At 61.9% G+C, this 15944-nt stretch carries 12 protein-coding genes; 4 read left to right on the forward strand and 8 right to left on the reverse strand.

Annotation, left to right across the window (positions count from 1 at the left end):
• Nucleotides 1–68: 68 nt before the first annotated feature.
• Nucleotides 69–1076, reverse strand: a complete 1008-nt coding sequence (locus DV027_RS13850) for a zinc-dependent alcohol dehydrogenase family protein (RefSeq protein WP_207303498.1) — start codon at nt 1074–1076, stop codon at nt 69–71.
• Between the two features lie 687 nt (nt 1077–1763).
• On the opposite strand from DV027_RS13850, the gene DV027_RS13855 reads away from it, so the two are divergent.
• The 4 genes from DV027_RS13855 (at nt 1764) to DV027_RS13870 (ending at nt 7722) form a co-directional block, all read left to right on the forward strand.
• Nucleotides 1764–4130, forward strand: coding sequence for a TonB-dependent receptor (locus tag DV027_RS13855; protein ID WP_242621924.1), 2367 nt, complete (start codon nt 1764–1766; stop codon nt 4128–4130).
• Between the two features lie 25 nt (nt 4131–4155).
• Nucleotides 4156–4875 (forward strand): HAD-IA family hydrolase, encoded by a 720-nt coding sequence (locus tag DV027_RS13860; RefSeq protein WP_130732580.1) that lies wholly within the window; start codon nt 4156–4158, stop codon nt 4873–4875.
• Between the two features lie 216 nt (nt 4876–5091).
• A complete protein-coding gene (locus DV027_RS13865; protein ID WP_165399207.1) occupies nt 5092–6429 on the forward strand; it encodes an MFS transporter in 1338 nt (445 codons plus the stop codon).
• A gap of 21 nt (nt 6430–6450) precedes the next feature.
• A complete protein-coding gene (locus tag DV027_RS13870; protein WP_130732582.1) occupies nt 6451–7722 on the forward strand; it encodes an NAD(P)/FAD-dependent oxidoreductase in 1272 nt (423 codons plus the stop codon).
• A gap of 178 nt (nt 7723–7900) precedes the next feature.
• Here the strand turns inward: DV027_RS13870 and DV027_RS13875 are convergent, their stop codons facing one another.
• From DV027_RS13875 to DV027_RS13905, 7 genes are all read right to left on the reverse strand, one after another.
• A complete protein-coding gene (locus DV027_RS13875) occupies nt 7901–8827 on the reverse strand; it encodes a 2-hydroxyacid dehydrogenase (protein ID WP_130732583.1) in 927 nt (308 codons plus the stop codon).
• Nucleotides 8828–8837: 10 nt separating this feature from the next.
• Nucleotides 8838–9707, reverse strand: a complete 870-nt coding sequence (locus DV027_RS13880) for a GNAT family N-acetyltransferase (protein ID WP_242621925.1) — start codon at nt 9705–9707, stop codon at nt 8838–8840.
• Nucleotides 9708–9758: 51 nt separating this feature from the next.
• Nucleotides 9759–11219: an NAD-dependent succinate-semialdehyde dehydrogenase gene (locus tag DV027_RS13885; RefSeq protein WP_130732585.1), complete on the reverse strand. Its 1461-nt coding sequence runs from the start codon at nt 11217–11219 to the stop codon at nt 9759–9761.
• An 18-nt stretch (nt 11220–11237) separates the two neighbouring features.
• Nucleotides 11238–13097 carry an ABC transporter ATP-binding protein gene (locus DV027_RS13890; protein ID WP_242621926.1) on the reverse strand — a complete coding sequence of 620 codons (1860 nt, stop codon included), beginning with the start codon at nt 13095–13097 and terminating at the stop codon, nt 11238–11240.
• Nucleotides 13094–13918 carry an ABC transporter permease gene (locus DV027_RS13895; RefSeq protein WP_242621927.1) on the reverse strand — a complete coding sequence of 275 codons (825 nt, stop codon included), beginning with the start codon at nt 13916–13918 and terminating at the stop codon, nt 13094–13096. The genes DV027_RS13890 and DV027_RS13895 overlap by 4 nt, the downstream gene beginning before the upstream one ends.
• Nucleotides 13915–14871 carry an ABC transporter permease gene (locus DV027_RS13900; RefSeq protein ID WP_130732586.1) on the reverse strand — a complete coding sequence of 319 codons (957 nt, stop codon included), beginning with the start codon at nt 14869–14871 and terminating at the stop codon, nt 13915–13917. The genes DV027_RS13895 and DV027_RS13900 overlap by 4 nt, the downstream gene beginning before the upstream one ends.
• Nucleotides 14868–15944 (reverse strand): ABC transporter substrate-binding protein (locus DV027_RS13905; RefSeq protein WP_242621928.1); only part of this gene is annotated, 1077 nt, incomplete at its 5' end. The genes DV027_RS13905 and DV027_RS13900, both read right to left, overlap by 4 nt.

Consider the following 15944-nt stretch of genomic DNA (forward strand, 5'->3'; position numbering starts at 1 on the left):
TTTCTTATGATTACTGGATGTTCCCCGAGCGAACTTTCAAGAAATCTCTTACTCTCTTGACCTGCTTGTTAGAACTCCAGGCAGATCTTGCCAAAATGCTGGTTGCTTTCCTGATAGCGGAAAGCGGCCACGATCTCTTCAAGCGCGAAGCTGCGGTCAATGACCGGGCGGATGCCATTGCCCTCAAAGGCCCGCACCATGGCCTGCTGGTCAGCCCTGCTGCCCACCAGCACGCCCTGCAGCCGGAACTGCTTGAGCAGCATGGGTACCACTTCCAGCTGGCCCGCCACGCCGGTCAGAATGCCGATGACGGAAATATGGCCCGCCACCCGGATGGCCGCCATCGACTGCGCCAGCGTGGCGGGACCACCGACCTCGATGATATGGTCCACGCCCCGCCCGCCGGTCAGTTCCCATGCGGTAGCGCCCCATTGCGGGTTTTCGCGGTAATTGATCACATGGTCCGCGCCAAGGGCGCGCAGGCGCTCGAGCTTGGCAGCGCTCGATGAGGTGGCGATGACCGTGGCCCCCGCCATCTTGGCAAATTGCAGCGCAAAGACCGACACGCCGCCCGTGCCCTGCACCAGCACCGTATCACCGGGCTTTACCGCATCATCGACAAACAGCGCGCGCCACGCCGTCAGCCCCGCCGTGGTCAGCGTCGCCGCCTCGGCATGCGACCAGCCGCGCGGCGCATGGGTAAAGGAGGTGGCGGGCGCGGTTACCTCCTCGCGCGCATAGCCATCCACGCCATCGCCCGGCACGGTGGTGAAGCCGATCACATCAGGCGCGCCACCAAGCCATGTGGGGAAGAACGTGCTGACAACCCGGTCACCGGGCGCGAATTCGCTCACGCCTGCGCCCACTTCCACCACTTCACCCGCACCATCGGCCATGGGGATGCGCGGCACCGCAGGTGCCCACATACCGCTGACAACCGCATAATCATGATAGTTCAGCGAGGACGCATGCAGCCTGACCCTGATTTCACCATGTTCCGGCGCGCGGATGGGCTGCTCGGACATGATCACATGATCGAAGCCGCCGGGCGGCTGCACAATAACCGTTCTGGGCACGGGAGTTTCTCCTGACTGCAGTAAAACGCAAAATACCAGATACAGGCTGCGAATTCCAATACGGGACCGGCGCCGCACGCAGCGCGAGGATGCCCGCCATGGGGAACAGGCCGGCCAGCGGCCTGCAATCCGGGCGCGCCAGATGCGGCATGCAGGGGGTGAGACATCATATCGTTACCTTTATGTAACGTCATGTTCTCTACCTGCATGCCCGTTCAGGCGCATGAAACACGGCATATCCTTTCCCGCCCCGATAGCCGGAACACGCATCCGTGACATATTTGTTTTTATATTATAACAACTTATACTCTATTTGCAGCCTGCGCCCTGCTCCAGACGGCAGATTGGTCTGAAAATTTCCTGATTATTATACTTTCATAATGAATCGGCATTTTCCTCTCATTTGAGGCGAAACAACGCGATTATGTTCTGGTTGCGGAATATAAATTGATAGTATGCCCTTCCCGTTCTATGGGCAGAATGTTGCAGTATCGAAAGCAAGAAACCGCCATCGGTTCGACTTCACTCCATTTCGAACGACGCGCTCAGGGGATCGCAATGACTGACAACAAATTGTGCTCATTGGTCGGTATCCAGACGACCGTCCGTACTGATCTTTCCCGTTATCCGGCATGGTCACGGTCCAGGTTCCTGTTCCTTTCTGTGGCCTCCTTCATGCTGCCTTTCATGAGCGCGGGCGCCGATGCAGCGGAAAGCACCAGAACCGCCGCGTCACAACACGCCAAGACAACCACGACAACAGCCAAGCCCGCCACGGCCGCTGCCGCAGCGCCACCGCAGGCCAAGACGGAATTCATTCACGTCACCCACGGCACGCCAACATCAAACGGGGTGACAAACACCACCCCGGGCGGCGGCCTCATGCCACCGCAGACCGTTGCAAAATCACGTAGCGGGCTGACCCGCGACTTCATTGCAAAACAGAGCCCGACCTCCAACGCGGTTGCCATGATCGCCAGCCTGCCGGGCGTCGTTTATGGTGGCAATGACCCGTTGGGCACCAATGATGACCAGCAGGGCCTGACCATCCGTGGCCTGAACCAGCAGGAAATCGGCTACCTGTTCGAAGGCATACCGGCCGCCGCCCCGGTTTACCTCCTGCCCTACACATCAGCATCATCCGATAACGAAAACATTGAATCCGTTACCCTGACCCAGGGCTCGCCGGATACGAAATCCCCGCTGTACAACGCCGTCGGCGGTGAAATGTCGGTGAAAATGCGCGACCCGTCACGCAAGATGGGCGGCCATGTCAACTTCAGCTACGGCTCTTTCAGCCTGCGGCGTGAGTTCGTGCGTTTCGACACGGGCGAAATCGGCCATACCGGCATTCGCGGCTTCGTGTCCTTTTCCGACCGCACGGCCGATGAATGGCGTGGCGTTGGCGCGACAAAGCGTTATCATGTCGACATGAAGTTCCTGAAGGAATGGGGCGACGGCAACCGTGCATCGCTTGTCTTTGCCTATAACGACGCCCAGCAGTACTACCTGCGCGCGCCCACCAAGGCGCAGTGGAACCAGTACGGCGTCAACTTCAATTACAACGACACGCCTGGCGGCAGCACGCCCGCGAATTACTACGGTTTTGAAGAAAACCGCATGAAGAAGATCACCATGGGCGCGCCGGTCAATGTCAAGCTGGCCAAGGGCCTGACGCTCGATGTCACCCCCTACTTCACCTACTCCTGGGGTTACGACAACGGTGCCTCGACCCTGAGCCGCAACGGCTCCTATTTTGGCAGCCAGCCTGCGGGCACCCTGCAGAACACCGGCGCCCAGACCGGCTCCTCCATCCTTGCCGGGTCGATCGACACCTATACCCTCGCCTATTCCGGCATCAACGCCGCGCTGTCATGGACCAAGGGCCACAACACCCTGACGGGCGGCGCATGGTATTCCTACTTCGACCAGTCGGAACCGCAGAGCTACCAGGCGGCCAATGGCGATGGTACGCCATCGGGCCAGTGGGGCAGCAATGCCATCCTGACCCAGAACGGGCAGGTGCTCTCCACCTACAACATCCACCTCATCCAGCAGACCAACGCGCTGTTCATCAACGATACCTACCGCGCGCTGCATGACCGCCTGACCCTGACCGCGGGCTTCAAGGAAGTCATGGTGACGCGCAGCGAAACCAACGCCATCCCCGATGTGACCTATGGCACCGGGCAGAGCGTGGCCGAACCGCTGCCGCAGTTCATGGCCAGCTACAAGATCACGCCGCATGACCAGATTTACATCAACGGCACGTCTTCGTTCCGCATGCCCGCCTCGATCATGACCTACGCGGATCGCTACAGCATTTCCAACGGCAAGCTCTCCACCCGCCACGCCAGCGGCCTGCAGCCTGAATTCGCCATCGGGGAAGAAATCGGCTACCGCCACACCGGCTTCGTCAACCTGTCGCTTGCGCTGTTCAACTACAACTTCACCCACCGCCAGCTCAGCACGACAACCTATTCCGGCACGCAGGCGATCTCGGAATCCATCGATGCCGGTGGCCAGACCGCGCGTGGCGCCCAGATCGAAATCGGCCTGCGCCCGTGGCATCACTTCAGCCCGTATGTCTCCGCGCAGTATGAACATGCCACCATCGACAACAACCTGAAGGCCGCCGCAACCGATGGCACGACGGTCTACTTGCCCACGGCTGGCAAGAACGCGGTCAATACACCCGAAGTCACGGTGGCCGTCGGCCTGAACTACGACAATGGCTCCGTCTTTGCCGGGTTCAACATGAACTATATCGGCAAGCAGTATTCGACCTTCATGAACGATGAATCGATCCCCAGCTACGAAACATTCAACATGAACATGGGCTATCGGTTCAAGTCGTTCTGGTATGCCAAGCACCCGCAGATCCAGCTGAACCTGATCAACATCGGCAATAACGGCTACCTGTCGGGCACCAGCAGCATCAAGACCAATGGACAGGCCATGATGGTCAACGGACACCAGGTCGCGGCCTCCGCACCGCAGTACTATGTTGGCGGCGGCTTTGCTGGCGTCCTGTCCTTCACCACGGGTTTCTAATCACTACAACAGGCTGAAAAATATCATGAAGCGTTTACCCAAGGCCCTGACGTTCGATGTTGTGGGAACATTGATCGATTTTGAAACCGGCATGATGAACTTCATTCACACCCAGTGTGGTGAAGCGGGCAAGAAAGTGGAGCGCGAAGCCTTCCTGAGCGCTTACCGCGAGATGCGGGCACGCGGCGAGACCCTTAATTTCCCCGATGACCTGATGCCCATCTATGAAACCCTGGCCCCGCGCTTTGGCCTGCCCGAGGGCGCGGAGCATGTAAAGGCCTTCGCCCAGGCCGCCCATGACTGGCCCGCCTTCCCCGATTCAGTCGATGCCCTGGCCCGCCTGGCCAAGCACTTCAAGCTCGTGGCCATGACCAACACGCAGCGCTGGGCCTTCAAGGGCATGGAAAAGACCCTGGGCATGCCCTTCCATGATTCGGTCACGGTGGATGATGCGCTGTGCGAAAAGCCGGACCCCGAGTTCTTTGCCTTCGCCCGTGGACGCCTGAGCCGTGACGGCATCGTGAAAAACGAGATCCTGCATGTGGCGCAAAGCCAGTATCATGACATCTCGGTGGGGCGTGACCTCGGTTACACCGTGTGCTGGATCGAGCGCCGCAAGGCCATCGGCGGCTTTGGTGGCACGATTGCCGTAGCCGAGCTGACCAAGCCGGATTACCACTTCTCAACCATGAAGGAACTGGCTGACATGGCGGACCGCAACGAACTGTTCATGATCTACGACTGAGGCAGGCTGCACGCGATCCATGACGGATCGCGTGCCCGTTTGTGACAGCACCATCATCGAAAATCGAGATGTCCGTTGTGGGCAGGGCCAGAACGGGGCTGCGCGTGTGGTTCACCGGCTCGCAGCCCTGGCACACAGCCCCTGCGCCACCGGCGGCATATCCCGCTTACCCGCACATATCCACCAGCGATCATGAAGGATGGGACCGGCCGCACAATGCAAGAACAACCACAGACTTCCCCCTGTCTCATCGATGATCTCAAACCCTCGGGCTTCCACCTGCGACTGGCTCTTGTCGCCGGTGGCGGTCCGTTTTGCGATGGGTATATCCTGGGCATCATCGGCATCGCCCTGCCCATCATGGTCAAGGACTTCCACCTGTCAGGCAACATGACGGGGCTGCTGGGCGCATCCTCGCTGTTTGGCGTGCTGCTCGGGGGGCTGGGTGGCGGCATCATTTCAGACCGCCTGGGCCGCAAGCGGCTCTATACCCTCAACCTGCTCATGTTCGCGATATGCTCGTGCGCGCAGTATTTTGCAGGCAGCCTGTATGCGCTGCTGTTCTGGCGGCTGCTGATCGGCATGGCCATCGGCGCGGATTACCCCATTGCCACCGCCTACGTAACCGAGTTCATGCCCCGTGTCTGGCGTGGTCCCGTGCTGTCGGGGCTGATTACGTTCTGGTGGGTGGGGTATATCGTCAGCTTTATCGCGGGCTACCTGCTTTCACTCTATTTCCCCGATAACTGGCGCATCATCCTGGGGTCAAGCCTGGTGCCCTCGGCGCTGCTCATGCTCTTTCGCATCGGCATGCCGGAATCCCCGCGCTGGCTCATGCAGGCCGGTCGCGCGGATGAGGCCAGGGCCATTGTGCGCGAGCATCTGGGCGCGCATGTGCTGATTGATGAGCCCAAGCCCACCGGCACCGCCAGGCTGTCGCTCAGGCACCTGTTCCAAAGCCGCTATCGTGGCGCGCTGGCTTTTGTGTGCGCTTTCTGGATCCTGCAGAGCGCGCCCTCCTTTGCCATCCATACCCTGCAGGCCCCGATACTCGAGCAGCTGAAGATGGGGAACTCGCTTCTGGCCTCATGCATTGTAACGAGCTTCACGTTACTTGGCTCCGTTCCTGTCTCGCTGGGGCTGATCAATGTAATGGGCCGGCGTAAACTGTTGATCGGTTCATTCGCGTGGGGCGCGATCGCCTTATTTTTCGTGGGTCTCTATCCCCACCCAGCCAACTGGTTTATAATCATTGCATTCATAATATACTCTGCGGTTGAAGCCGCCGGGAGTGGCCTACAGTTTGTTTACCCCAATGAACTCTTTCCCACCGAAATTCGTGGCACCGCCGTAGGCTTCGCCTCATCGGCCAGCAGGCTCGGGGCTGCGGTGGGCACCGTGCTGCTGCCCATGGGCACGATACAGTTCGGGGTACACGCCATGATGCTGGTGGCCGCAATGCTTCTGACACTGGGGGCCGCCATTTCATGGCGATGGGCGCCCGAGACGGCCACCCTCAACCTGTCTGAAGCCAGTCAATCGCTTACATCCTGATCGGATACGGAGTCATTTCCAATGAAGCTGACATCTTACTGGCTGGATACCGCACCGGCCTTTACCGGCACGCCGATTGCCGCCCTGCCCGCAAAAGCGGACGTGGTGGTGATCGGTGCCGGGTTTAGCGGCCTCTCCGCCGCGCTGAAACTGGCCAAATCCGGCGCCAGCGTCGTGGTCATTGATGAAGAGCGGGTTATCGGCAAGGCGTCGGGCCGCAATGGCGGCCATGTCAATAACGGCCTGGCTGGCAATTATGGCATGGCCTGCGACAAGCTTGGCGTTGCCACGGCGGCACGGCTGTACAAGGTGCTGAACCGCGCGGTTGATACAGTCGAGCGCATCGTCACGGAAAACGCGATTGACTGCCATTTCCGCCGCTGCGGCAAACTCAAGCTGGCCAGCCGCGAAAGCCACATGGCCAGCCTGCGCGCGGATCAGGCGCGCATCGCCCTTGATGTTGACCCGGATTCCCGCCTGCTGGAAGCCAATGAACTGGGCGATGAAATCGGTTCATCCAGATTTGCAGGCGGCGTCCTGTATCCGCATAGCGGGCAGATGCACATGGGCAAGTTCGGCATCGGCCTGGCCAACAGCGTGCTCAAGGCTGGCGGGCAGATCTTTGAAAATACCCCCATGACCGCCCTGCGCCGCGAGGGCAAAATCACCCGCGTCACCACCCCCCATGGCGTGATCGATGCCGGGGCAGTCCTGCTGGCCACCGGCACGAGCCGGCATGCGCCCTCCTATTTCCGCAAGCGCATCATGCCCGTCGGCAGCTTTATCGTGGCAACCGAGCCGCTTGATGACGCCACGGTCAAGTCGATCATGCCCGGCCACCGCAACGTGGTCACGACGCAAAACATTCATCACTATTTCCGCATTGCTGCTGATAACCGCCTGATCTTTGGCGGGCGGGCCCGTTTTTCCAAATCCCGCGAAAGCACGGATATCTCGAGCGGCGACATGCTGCGCTCGGCACTGCAGAGCGTTTTCCCGCAGGTGCCCGATATCCGCATCGATTACTGCTGGGGTGGCGATGTGGACATGACCATTGACCGCCTGCCGCGCGCGGGTGAATGGAACGGCGTTTTCTACACCATGGGCTATAGCGGCCATGGCACGCAGATGTCGGTGCATATGGGGCAGTGCATGGCGGATGTGATTGCGGGCAACCCGCATGCCAACCCGCTGGAGAACATGCCCTGGCCGCGCATTCCCATGTATGGGCTGGCTGAACACTTCCTGCCCGCCATTGGCATGTATTACCGCATCAAGGACAAGCTGATGTAATCAGTCTGGCCTGCCGCACAGGAAGGCCAGCTCCATGCCCATGGCAACATGCCGCCTTTCAAAAAGAAAGGCGGCATTTTTTATCTGCAAAAAAGCACGTTACCGGCTGCCGATACCCTGGCGCAGGGGTGATGTCGCGCGCGCTGCATGCCGCAACATCAGCCATGCCTGTATGGGGTCAGTATCCCATCGCGCGGTCAACCAGGCCAACCGGCGCTTCGTTGTTGAGGTAGCGGCGGATATTGTTGATGATCGTCATGCCGCCACTTTCCGCAGGCGTGGAACTGGCAATATGCGGCGTAATCAGCACATCCGGCCGGTCCCATAGCGGGTGGTCGGCAGGCAGGGGCTCGGGGTCCGTTACATCGAGTATGGCGGCCGAAAGCTGCCCTTCATCAAGGGCTGCCATCAGGTCATCCATCACCATCTGCCGCCCGCGCCCGCACTGCACCAGGGCAGCCCCGCGCGGCATCTGCGCAAACAGGTCACGGTTCAGGATCCCCGTCGTCTCCGCTGTCAGGGGCAGCAGGCATACAAGGATATCGGTGGTGGCCAGGAATTCGGTTCGCTCCGCTTCACCAGCAAAGCATTTTACGCCATCAATGACGTGGCGCGAACGTGCCCAGCCCTGCGTAACATAGCCCATGCCCCGCAGGGACTGCGCCACAGGCACGCCGAGCTGCCCAAGCCCCATCACCCCCACCCGGAACTGTGATGCACTGCGCACAGGCAGCGCCTGCCACACATGCTGGCGCTGCTGGTGGATGTAGCGCAGCATGTCACGCTGGATGGCCCGCACGGCAAACTGCACATAAGCCACCATGCCATCGGTCAGGCCGGTTTCAATGGTGCGCACGACCTGGATATGGGGCGGGATCAGGCCCAGGTCGAACTGGTCGATGCCCGCGCCAACCGAAAACAGGACTTTCAGGTTGGGGAACAGCTCCTGCAGGTTTTCAGGGGGCACCCAGGTGGCAAGGTATTCAACCTCCGCCGGGTCGCCGATATCGGGCCAGACCCGGAAGGGGACATCGGGCAGGTACTGCGCAAACAGCCTGCCCCACACTTCAGCCCGTTCGGCCGTGGATTTGAGAACCATGGACATGACGTGTTCCTTAACCAAAAGCCTGACTACACAGGGCAAAACGATGCATCGGGCTCTCCGCGTCATGACTGTCTTGGCTATCTGTCACCATGGCCGCGACCGCATCGACGCGCAGCAGCCCGATTTCGTCAAGCCAGCGTGACAGGGCGGAATCCTGGGGAATATCAAGGCGCATGAACTGCCCGGCATGGCTGCCGATCCAGTAAGCGATCATGGCCGCCGCGTATTCAAGCGATGTCGCGACAACGGGGCCAACAACCATGCCCCAGCCAAATTTGCGGCAGAAGGCATAACCGGCCACCTTTCCCCCTTCATCGACAATCATGCCCTTGCCTGCCGTGAGCAGGGCGGCAATCAGCTCGCGCCGGTCCATGCCGCATGCCTGCGTGTCACACGCCACGAGGGCATCAAGGTCATTGTGCCCCGCAGGGCGCAGGCGCACCCCGTCGGGCAGGGCGATCAGCGGCTGTGCCGCGGCATTACTCTGCCGCTGCTCGACAATGCCACAGGGGCGAAAGCCCATTTTCTCATATAACGGCACCCCCGTGGGGGTGGCGTTGAGGTGAATGGTCGCACCCGGCAGGGCATTGCGGGCTTCGGTCATCAGCCGCCGGCCGATCCCGTGCCCGCGCCAGGCATCATCGACAATCACCATGCCAAGGGAGGCATGGGTTTTCCCATACCGCCACCACATAATCGTGCCGATGACCTCGCCCGCATCGGTCTCGGCCACGCCACCTTCCCCCACGGAAAACATGAATTGCCAGTCTTCCAGACGATGCGGCCAGGACAATGCCTTTGACAGGTTGTAACCGGCTTCCAGATCGGCCTCGCACATGGGGCGGATGCTAATCCGGGTCAGCAGGGCTGCATCAGTCATGGTCATATCCCATCATCATGATCATGGTTCGTTTTCCGGGGTTGCGGGATTTCAGGCTTTTGGCCCGCCCATATGGAAGCTCTTGATTTCAAGGAATTCGTCAATACCGGGGTGGCCACCCTCACGGCCAAGGCCGGACTGCTTTACACCACCAAACGGCGCGGATTCCATGGAAATTGCACCCGTATTAAGGCCAACCATGCCAAATTCAAGCGCCTCGCCCACGCGCCAGGCGCGATCAAGGTCGCGGGTGAAGAAATAGCTGGCCAGGCCAAACGGCGTGGCATTGGCCATGGTTACGGCATCCTCCTCCGCGTCAAAACGGAAGATGGGCAGCACCGGCCCGAAGGTTTCCTCGGAAGCAACGCGCATTTCCGTCGTGACATCCGTCAGCACGACGGGGCTTACAAAACAGCCATCAATCTCAAGCGGCTTGCTGACATAACGCGCGCCCTTGGCCAGCGCGTCTTCAACATGTTCCTTTACCTTGTTCACGGCGGCCGCGTTGATCAGCGGGCCCATCGTCCTGCCTTCTTCAAGGCCGTTGCCCACATTTATCGCGTTCACCGCCTGCATGAGGCGTTCGACAAAGCGGTCATGGATGGCGTTATGCACGAACACGCGGTTGGCACAGATGCAGGTCTGCCCGGCATTGCGGAACTTGCTGGTCATGACCCCTTCAACCGCCTGCTCCACATCGGCATCATCAAACACGATGAACGGCGCATTGCCACCAAGCTCAAGGCTGAGGCGCTTGATGGTCGCGGCGGACTGTTCCATCAGGATGGCGCCGACACGCGTCGAACCGGTAAAGGACAGCTTGCGCACCGTGACATTGGTGCTCAGTTCGATACCGACCTGATCGGGCATGCCGGTCACGACACTGACCAGCCCCGCGGGCACGCCCGCGCGCTCGCCCAGCACGGCAACCGCCAGGGCTGAAAACGGCGTCAGTTCCGAGGGCTTGACCACCATGGAGCACCCGGCGGCAAGGGCGGGGGCGCATTTGCGCGTGATCATGGCCAGCGGAAAGTTCCACGGCGTGATCGCAGCCGTAACACCCACCGGCTCCTTCATGACCAGCACATGGCGGCCGGGCGTGGGGGGGGCCAGGATGGCGCCATCAATGCGGCGCGCCTCTTCCGCAAACCACTTGAAGAAGGACGCGGCATACCTGACTTCGCCCTGCGCCTCGGTCAGCACCTTGCCCTGCTCGATGGTCATGATGTAGGCCAGATCATCAATGTTTTCGATGATCAGGTCATGCCATGCCATCAGGATGGCGGCCCGCTCGGCCGGCAGGCGCTTTTTCCATTCAGCCTGCGCCACCTCGGCCGCGGCAATGGCTTCAAGCGTCTGCGCCCTTGAGCAGGCGGGCACATGGCCAATGACCGCGCCGGTTGCGGGGTTGTCCACCGCAATGCGGGCGCCATCGGTCGCATCCTGCCACTGGCCTGCAATATAGGCCTGCTGCCGGAACAGCGACGAATCAGAAAGCTGCATGTTACTCATGACATACCTCTTGAAGGCTTAGGATTCATAGGAAGGCAGGGGCACGGCAGGTGCGACACCCCCTGGAAAGGCAAGATCAGCACACGACCGGTAACACGCAATGCGCGCTCCATCGGGCAGTGTATGCACCGGCACGGGACCCCGGTCGCATTGACCCGGCATCCGCATGTCGCAGCGTGAAAAGAACTGGCATCCGCCATCTGTGCGGCGCTGTGCGGCGGGTGCGCCTTCCGCATGCCGCAGGGCCATGGCATCGGCCAGCCAGCCAGCCCGCATTTCCGGCACGGAAGAAACCAGCAGGCGCGTATAGGGATGATGCGCACCCGCCGTGAGGGACTGGCTGTCACACTGCTCAACCACGTGACCCGCATACAGCACCGCCACCTGGTCGCATACGGCGCGCACGGCATGCAGGTCATGGGTAATGAAAATATAGGAAATACCCAGCGTTTCCTGTAACTCCGCCATCAGTTCAAGGATGGCGGCGGCCACGACGGGGTCAAGTGCCGCGGTAATTTCATCGCACAGCACCAGGTCAGGCCGGGCGGCCAGGGCGCGCGCAAAATTGACGCGCTGCTTCTGCCCGCCTGACAGCTCGGCGGGGTAGCGCTCCAGCAGCGCATGGGGCAGGCGCACCATATCGAGCAGGCGCATCGCCTCCGCGCGGGCTTCGGCCCCCTTCATGCCATGAAAGAAGGTCAGCACGCGCTCGATCGTGGCACCGATCCGCCATGCCGGGTTGAGCACCAGGTCAGCATTCTGCGCCACGATCTGCAAACGGCGGCGCTGTTCGCGCGTGCGGTCGGCCACGGCGGGCGCCAGCGCCTGGCCGCGAAACACCACCTGCCCCGCAGCCCATGGCTGCAGGCCCGATATGGTGCGCGCCAGCGTGCTTTTGCCACAGCCGGATTCCCCGATGATCCCCAGCGTGCTGCCACGCGGCACCGACAGGCTGATATGATCGAGAATGCGCCGCTCCGGCAGGCCCTCGGCCGTGCGGTTGCCATAGCCCACAATCACATCGGACAGGTCAAGCACCCTGTCCTCGCGCGCGGATGCCATGGGCGCGCAGGGCGTGGCGCGGGGCGGAATGCGGCAGGCGGCCACCAGTTCGCGCGTGTATTCATCCTGCGGGTTGCCCAGAATGCGCGCCACCGTGCCGCTTTCGCGCACCTGCCCGTGGCGCAGCACCACGGCATGGTCTGCAATCTGCGCCACGATGGCCAGGTCATGCGTCACGTACACGCCCGTAATGCCCCGGTCAGCCAGCACGGTGCGGAAGGCAGCCAGGACCTCGATCTGGGTGGTGACATCGAGCGCCGTTGTCGGCTCATCGAAAACCACGATTTCCGGGTCCGTAATCAGCGCCATGGCCGCCATGAGGCGCTGCAGCTGCCCGCCCGAAAGTTGGTAGGGATAGCGCGCGCCAATCGTTTCGGGCTCGGGCAGCGCCAGCGCGCGAAACAGGTCGATCATCTTGCGTTCGGCCTGCTGGCGCGTCATGGCCCAGTGCACGCGCGCGGGCTCGATCACCTGCTGGGCAATGCTCAGCGCCGGATTGAACGCCGTGCCGGCATTCTGCGCCACATAGCTGATGGTGCGCCCCCGAAAGCCGCGCAACTCATGGCGGGTCATGCTGGTCACGTCATGGCCCGCAACCGTGATCTGCCCGCCGCTGATCGTGCATCCCGGCCGTACATGCCCCAGCAGCGACAGGGCGATGGTGGTCTTGCCCGATCCGGATTCCCCGATCAGGGCCAGCATCTGGCCTTCGCGTACCTCAAGGCTGACATCACGCACGATCGGCACGGTCCCCCCATCGGGGCGATGGCCGACAATATCGAGATTCCTGACCGAGATCATATGCGCCCTGCTCATCGCCGTGATGTCCCGTCAAGCACGAGGTTGATGCCCACCGTCAGCACGCCGATCACGATCGTGGGCAGGATCACGGCGCCCGATCCATACACCAGCCCCAGCACGTTTTCACGCACCAGCGAACCCAGATCCACCAGCGGGGGCTGCACCCCCAGCCCGAGAAAGCTGAGATTGCTGAGCAGCAGCACCGCGTAGATGAAGCGCAGCCCCACATCGGCCAGCAGCGGCCCGCGCATGTTGGGCAGGATTTCGCGCCAGATGATGAAGAGCGCCCCCTCCCCCCGCGCCACGGCCACGGTAATGTAATCCATCCGTGCAATACGCAGCGCCAGCGCGCGGCTGGTACGGTACGCCCCGGGCGTATAGATAACCCCCAGGGTCAGGACCAGCGCCAGGAGCGAGTCCCCGAATGCCGCGATGACCAGCAGCGCGCACAGGAGGCTGGGAATGGACAGGATGCCATCCATCAACCGCCCCGCAATCTGCTCCACCCAGGCGGGCGTGGCCGTGGTGGCGATGCCCAGCAGGACGCCGCAGCCGCACGAAAATGCCGTGGAGAGGGTGCAGATCAGCACCGTGTAGCGCACGGCATAGAGCAGGCGGCTGCCCAGGTCGCGCCCCAGGTAATCCGTGCCCAGCCAGTGCCGGTGCGACAGCGGGGCAAACACCTCCGTATCGATGATCTGCCCCGGCGCGTAAGGCGCGAAAAACGGCCCGCATACCGCCAGCACAAGCCAGAACCCGAACAGCCCCATGACACGCTGCGCGGGTGTCAGCGCCGACAGGCGCAGAGCCCTGAGGCCGGTTGCCATGCCGCTCATGCGCCCCGTCCCTTCGGCACGGAGGCCAGCGCCACGATATCGGCCAGCGTGGTGAGGAACAGATAGGTCATGCAGAACAGGAGGGTGCAGGCCTGGATGATCGGTACATCACGCGACATGACGGAATCCACCATAAGCTGCGCCAGGCCGGGATAGTTGAAAATGGTCTCGATCACGACCACGCCGCCAAGCAGCGATGACAGGCTGAGTGCTATGGCATTGGCCACCGGGCCAATGGCATTGGGCAGCGCATGGTGCAGCATGATGCGGATGGGCGGCACGCCCTTGATCACCGCCATCTCCATATAGGGCGCGGAAAACACATCGATCATGCATGCCCGGATCATGCGGATCATCTGCGCCATGGTAATGCTGGCCAGCGTGGCCACCGGCATGGCGAAGGTGAGGAAAAACTGCCCCACGGAATGGATCGAGCGGATATCGGACAGCGCCGGCACGACCCTGAACTGTACGGCAAACACGAATACCGACACCGTGGCGATGAGGAAGGCGGGCACCGAGACAATACCCAGCGTGAGCACCGTCATGACACGGTCAAAAACGCTGTCGCGCCACGTCGCGCAGGCCAGCCCGAGCACCAGCGCGAGCGGCACGGCAACCAGCGTGGTGGCGCCGGCCAGCAGCAGGGAGTTGTACAGCCGCGGGGCCAGCATCTCGCTCACCGGGCGCCCGGTCAGCAGCGAATTGCCCGCATTGCCATGCAGCATGCCGCCACACCAGTGCATGAAACGCAGCCACAGCGGCTGGTCGAGATGCAGCGCATGCCGCAGGGCCTGCGTGGCATCGGGCGTGGCATTCTGGCCCAGCAGCATATCCGCCACATCACCCGGCAGGGCTGCGGTCAGGGCAAAGATCGCCACCACCACGAACAGGAGCGAGCACAATGCCGCCCCGATCCGGCGCAGCACCAGCCTGGCCAGGCGCGCGTTCATGCCGCCCCTCCCGCCGCATCGTCCAGCCAGACGTGACTGAGAAAATCAAACCCCATCAGCTGCCCCGCCTGGCTTGGCGCCAGACCGCGCACGCGCGGATTGAAGGCATCAAGGCTGGTGGTGAAGGCCGGCAGGCAGATGCCCGCCCCTTCATGGATCATCACCTGCATGTCGTGATAGATCTGCCGCCGCACGGCCTCGTCACGCTGGGCACGTGCGGCAAGCAGCAGCTGGTCAAAGCGCGGGTCGCGCCAGCGCGATTCATTCCACGGCGCGCCCGAGGCGAAGTTGAGGGCAAACGTCATGTCCAGCGACGGGCGGGGATTGGTATTGCCAAACCCCATCGGGGTCTTCATCCAGTATTCCGTCCAGTATCCATCGGCGGGCATGCGGTGGATCGGCAGGCTCAGGCCAACCTGCTGCGCGGCATATTGCAGCACGACCGCAATATCGACCGAGGCCAGCGCCGCAGGCGAACAGACCAGCGGCACACCCGTTTCCATCATGCCCGAGCGCCTGAGGTAAAAACGCGCGCGGTCAGGATCAAAGGGGCGCTGCGGCAGGTCGGCGGCAAAATAGCGGTGTTCGGGCGGGATGGGCTGATCATTGCCGATCCGGGCAAAACCCAGAAAAACGGAATCACGCACCTGCTCGCGATTGAACAGGTATTTCATGCCCGTGACAAAATCCTGCGACCGGCCCGGCCCTTCATCAAGGCGGATGGCCAGATCGGTATAGGTGCCCACCGGGCTTTCCATGATTCCGAACCCGCGCGCGCGCAACAGGCGCACAAGGCGCGGATTGACGGAGGCAATGATATCCACGTCATGCGACAGCAGCGCATTGTGGCGCGACATGTCATCGGAGATGCCGATCATGTCGACACTGTCCAGCCAGGGCGCGGGACTGCGCCAGTAATCCGGGTTGCGACGCCCCGACGTGCGCACGCCGGGCGTAAATTCCGTGCAGGTGAAGGGGCCGGTGCCATTGGCCTGCGAGATGGGGTGGTTGCCGTCCTCCCCGCACGGCATCGCAATGTGCCAGAATGGTCGTTGGAAGAAACGACTGCGCGA

This window comes from Komagataeibacter xylinus, from assembly GCF_004302915.1.
GTDB classification, from domain to species: Bacteria; Pseudomonadota; Alphaproteobacteria; order Acetobacterales; family Acetobacteraceae; genus Komagataeibacter; species Komagataeibacter xylinus_C.

Coding starts and splice junctions, on each gene's coding strand:
- DV027_RS13855 (WP_242621924.1), top strand. CDS start 1,764: ATGAGCGCGGGCGCCGATGCAGCGGAAAGCACCAGAACCGCCGCGTCA.
- DV027_RS13860 (WP_130732580.1), top strand. CDS start 4,156: ATGAAGCGTTTACCCAAGGCCCTGACGTTCGATGTTGTGGGAACATTG.
- DV027_RS13865 (WP_165399207.1), top strand. CDS start 5,092: ATGCAAGAACAACCACAGACTTCCCCCTGTCTCATCGATGATCTCAAA.
- DV027_RS13870 (WP_130732582.1), top strand. CDS start 6,451: ATGAAGCTGACATCTTACTGGCTGGATACCGCACCGGCCTTTACCGGC.
- DV027_RS13875 (WP_130732583.1), bottom strand. CDS start 8,827: ATGTCCATGGTTCTCAAATCCACGGCCGAACGGGCTGAAGTGTGGGGC.
- DV027_RS13880 (WP_242621925.1), bottom strand. CDS start 9,707: ATGACTGATGCAGCCCTGCTGACCCGGATTAGCATCCGCCCCATGTGC.
- DV027_RS13885 (WP_130732585.1), bottom strand. CDS start 11,219: ATGAGTAACATGCAGCTTTCTGATTCGTCGCTGTTCCGGCAGCAGGCC.
- DV027_RS13890 (WP_242621926.1), bottom strand. CDS start 13,097: ATGAGCAGGGCGCATATGATCTCGGTCAGGAATCTCGATATTGTCGGC.
- DV027_RS13895 (WP_242621927.1), bottom strand. CDS start 13,918: ATGAGCGGCATGGCAACCGGCCTCAGGGCTCTGCGCCTGTCGGCGCTG.
- DV027_RS13900 (WP_130732586.1), bottom strand. CDS start 14,871: ATGAACGCGCGCCTGGCCAGGCTGGTGCTGCGCCGGATCGGGGCGGCA.